Annotated in this window: 3 protein-coding genes and 1 pseudogene; all 4 read right to left on the bottom strand. The window is 70.1% G+C overall.

Features of this window, described 5'->3' with window-relative positions; all coding sequences use genetic code 11:
* Nucleotides 1-181 (bottom strand): DNA-binding protein WhiA (gene whiA, locus R1101_RS27495; RefSeq protein WP_081494129.1); only part of this gene is annotated, 181 nt, incomplete at its 3' end.
* Nucleotides 172-1,224: a gluconeogenesis factor YvcK family protein gene (locus tag R1101_RS0118705; protein ID WP_016934868.1), complete on the bottom strand. Its 1,053-nt coding sequence runs from the start codon at nt 1,222-1,224 to the stop codon at nt 172-174. The genes R1101_RS0118705 and whiA, both read right to left, overlap by 10 nt.
* Nucleotides 1,221-2,144: an RNase adapter RapZ gene (gene rapZ, locus R1101_RS0118700; RefSeq protein WP_037224103.1), complete on the bottom strand. Its 924-nt coding sequence runs from the start codon at nt 2,142-2,144 to the stop codon at nt 1,221-1,223. Before rapZ ends, R1101_RS0118705 begins: the two co-directional genes overlap by 4 nt.
* Before the next feature lie 14 nt (nt 2,145-2,158).
* A pseudogene (uvrC, locus tag R1101_RS27490) lies at nt 2,159-3,559 on the bottom strand (excinuclease ABC subunit UvrC); the annotation flags it as partial.

The following is a 3,559-nucleotide window of genomic DNA, read 5'->3' as shown; positions in this document are numbered from 1 at the left end:
CGCGGCGGAGACGGCGGGCGATCGAACCGAGGTCCACTTCGGCCTCGACGACCACCCGTCCGGCGACGATGTGCAATCCCCCGGCGAAGCGCAGGAGGGCGGACACCTCGGCCTTGCGGTTGCTGATCCTGGTGACCGACAACCTGCTCAGCTCGTCCTTGACCTCCGCTGTCATTGCCACGAGACGCTCTCCCTCCCGTCCCCGCGTGTGGCACGGTTTCCACGGCGCGAGGACAGACATGTTTCCAGTGCCCCTGCCAACTTGGCGGGGTCGTGTCGATGCGTACCGGTCTCCGCGACGTCGACGAACGAGACGTCCGCGCCGAATCGGGCCGCGGACCGGCTCAGGTGCTCGCGCTCGCGTCCTTCCGGTACCGAGGCAGCATCCACGACGACGTGGTCGACACGGAAATCGGGTGCGTGCTGGGCGAGAACGTGCAGGTGACGCTCGGCGGAGAATCCCGCGGTCTCCCCCGGCTCCGCCGCGAGGTTGAGCACGAGGACCTTGAGTGCCTTCGTGTGGACCAGCGCCTCGTGCAGGTCCGGGACGAGTACGTGCGGGATGACGCTCGAGAACCAGGATCCGGGGCCGAGCACCACGAGGTCGGCCTCGCAGACCGCGTCGAGCGCGGACGGGCAGGCCGGCGGATCGGCGGGGATCAGGCGGACCCTGCGCACCTTGCCGGGGGTGGTCGCCACCGCGACCTGCCCACGGATGCACCGGCTCACCCGCGGGTCGGATTCGAGTCCCGACACGTCGGCCTCGATGTCGAGCGGGATCGGCGACATGGGCAGGACACGGCCGCGCACGTCGAGGACGCGGGCGAGCATGTCGAGCGCGGTGACGGTGTCGCCCGCCACCTCGGCGAGCCCGGCGAGGATCAGGTTGCCGACGGAATGCCCGGCGAGCGCACCCGTCCCCCCGAAACGGTGCTGCACGGTCTCGGTCCACACCCGGACCTCGTCGTCCGGACCGGCGAGCGCGGCGAGGGCCATGCGCAGATCACCGGGTGGGACGACGCCGAGTTCGGCGCGCAGCCGCCCGGAGGATCCACCGTCGTCGGCGACGGTCACCACGGCGGTGACCCGCTCGGTGAGACGCCGTACGGCGCTGAGGGTCGCGTACAGGCCGTGTCCGCCACCGAGAGCCGTGATCGCAGGTCCGGGTATCGCCTCGTCGGAGTTCGAAACCTCGTCGGGGTTCGGAGCCTCGTCGGAGTTCACTCGCGCCCCAGATCCCGGTGCACCACGTTCACCGTGAGATCCGGTGCCTGCTCGAGGCGTGCGGCGAGGGCCTCTGCCATCGCCACGCTCCGGTGTTTCCCTCCCGTGCAGCCCACTGCGATCGTCATGTAACGCTTCCCCTCCCGGCGGTAACCGGCCGTCGTCAGATCGAGCAGCCGGTGATAGGTGGCGAGATAGTCCTCGGCACCGTCGCGGGACAGTACATAGTCGCGCACCGCGGGCTCCTGCCCGGTGTGCGGTCGCAGTTCGGCGATCCAGTGGGGGTTCGGCAGGAACCGCACGTCGCACACGACGTCGGAGTCCATGGGCAGGCCGTACTTGAAGCCGAACGACTCCACGGTCACCCGGATGGTGTCGGACGCGGCGTCGCCGAAGGCCGCTTCGATCTTGCGGCGCAGATCGGGCCCGGACAGGGCGGACGTGTCGATCACGAGGTCGGCGGCGGCCTTGACGGGAGCGAGTTGCCCGCGTTCGACGGCGATACCGTCGGTGAGCGTGCGGTCGGCCGTGTCGGACTGCAGCGGATGACTGCGGCGCACCTGTTCGAACCGCCGGACGAGCACCGAGTCGGCTGCTTCGAGGAACAGCACACGGGTGTTGACCGGGCGGGCCGCGAGGTCGGTGACGACACGTTCGAGGTCGCCGGTGAACAGCCGGCTGCGCACATCCATCACCACGGCGAGACGTTGCAGGGGAGGTTCGGCCTGCACCGCGAGATCGATCATGGACAGCATCAGCTGGGGCGGAAGGTTCTCCGCCACGTACCACCCGAGATCCTCGAGTGCGGTCGCCGCGGTACTCAGTCCTGCCCCGGACAGGCCGGTGACGACGATGACCTCGGCCTGTGCCGGCCTCTCACCGTCGACTCCCGACTCCGAACCGTCCGCCGTTCCCGGGATCCGATTCACTTCGGTCACTGTTCCGACTCCGCTCGTACACCCGACACGCCGACGGAGCCATCATCGCCTACCGGCGTGTCGCCCGCATCCGCGACCGCCGGCGCGTCGGTACCGTCCTGCCGTGGTGCGGCCGGTGGCGGCGTGTCGTCCCGCAGCGCTTCGAGCACGGCACGCGCGGTGGCCTGCCCGATGCCGGGTACCGCGGTGATCTCCTCGACGCTCGCCTCCCGCAACCGTGCAACGGACCCGAAATGGGTGACCAGGGCCTTGCGCCGGGTGTCGCCGAGGCCACGAACCCCGTCGAGGGCGGACGCCGTCATCCGCTTGGACCGCTTGCTCCTGTGGTAGCCGATGGCGAAACGGTGCGCTTCGTCGCGGATGCGCTGCAGCAGGAACAGCGACTCGCTGGTGCGCGGAAGGATCACCGGATCCTCCTCTCCCGGCACCCACACCTCTTCGAGACGCTTCGCGAGTCCGACGACGGCGACATCGGTGATGCCGAGTTCGTCGAGGACCTCCGCCGCGGCCGCGACCTGCGGTGCACCACCGTCGACGACGAACAGGTTCGGCGGATAGGCGAACCGCCGGGGGCGGCCCGTCGCCGGGTCCAGTGCTGCCTCGGGCGCGAGATCCCCACCGTTGCCATCGTCGGACGCGGGTTCGGCCGCATCCGTCTGTCGCGCCACGTCGCGGTTGTGACGGAGGAATCGTCGACGCGTCACCTCCGCGATCGAGGCGACGTCGTCGCTGCGCCCGTCTCCGGCCGCCTCCTTGATGGCGTAGTGCCGGTAGTCGGACTTGCGCGGCAACCCGTCCTCGAACACCACCAGCGAGGCGACGACCATCGGTGCCTTGCACGTGGCTGATGTCGACACATTCGATGCGCAGCGGAGCCGAGTCGAGGTCGAGGGCGTCCTGGATGCCCTGCAAGGCCGCCGAGCGAGCATTGAAGTCGCCGGCGCGCCGCAGCTTGTGCTGGGCGAGGGCTTCCTTGGCGTTGCGCTCGACGGTGTCGGCCAGGGCCTTCTTGTCGCCGCGCTGCGGGATGCGCAGGCGCACGGGACCACCCCGCAGGCGCCCGAGCCAGCGGCTCATCTCGTCCGGATCCGGCGGCAGAGCGGGGACGAGCACCTCGCGCGGCACGGCGCTGGTCGCGTCGGTGTCGCCGCTGTCGAGCGCGGCCTCCTCACCGTAGAACTGGGTGAGGAACTGCTCGACGAGCAGGGAGAGCTCTTCGGCGTCGTCCGTTCCCTCGACAGCCTCGACGCCCTCGACGTCGCGGTCCTCGGGACGATCGAGCACGTCACCGGACTTCTCGACGACCCAGCCACGCTGACCGCGCACGCGCCCGCCACGCACGTGGAAGACCTGCACGGCCACCTCGAGGTCGTCACCTGCGAAGGCCACGAGGTCGG

This window comes from Rhodococcus sp. R1101 (genome assembly GCF_000278445.1).
GTDB classification, from domain to species: domain Bacteria; phylum Actinomycetota; class Actinomycetes; order Mycobacteriales; family Mycobacteriaceae; genus Rhodococcus; species Rhodococcus gordoniae.
This window is presented reverse-complemented; position numbering and strand designations above follow the sequence as displayed.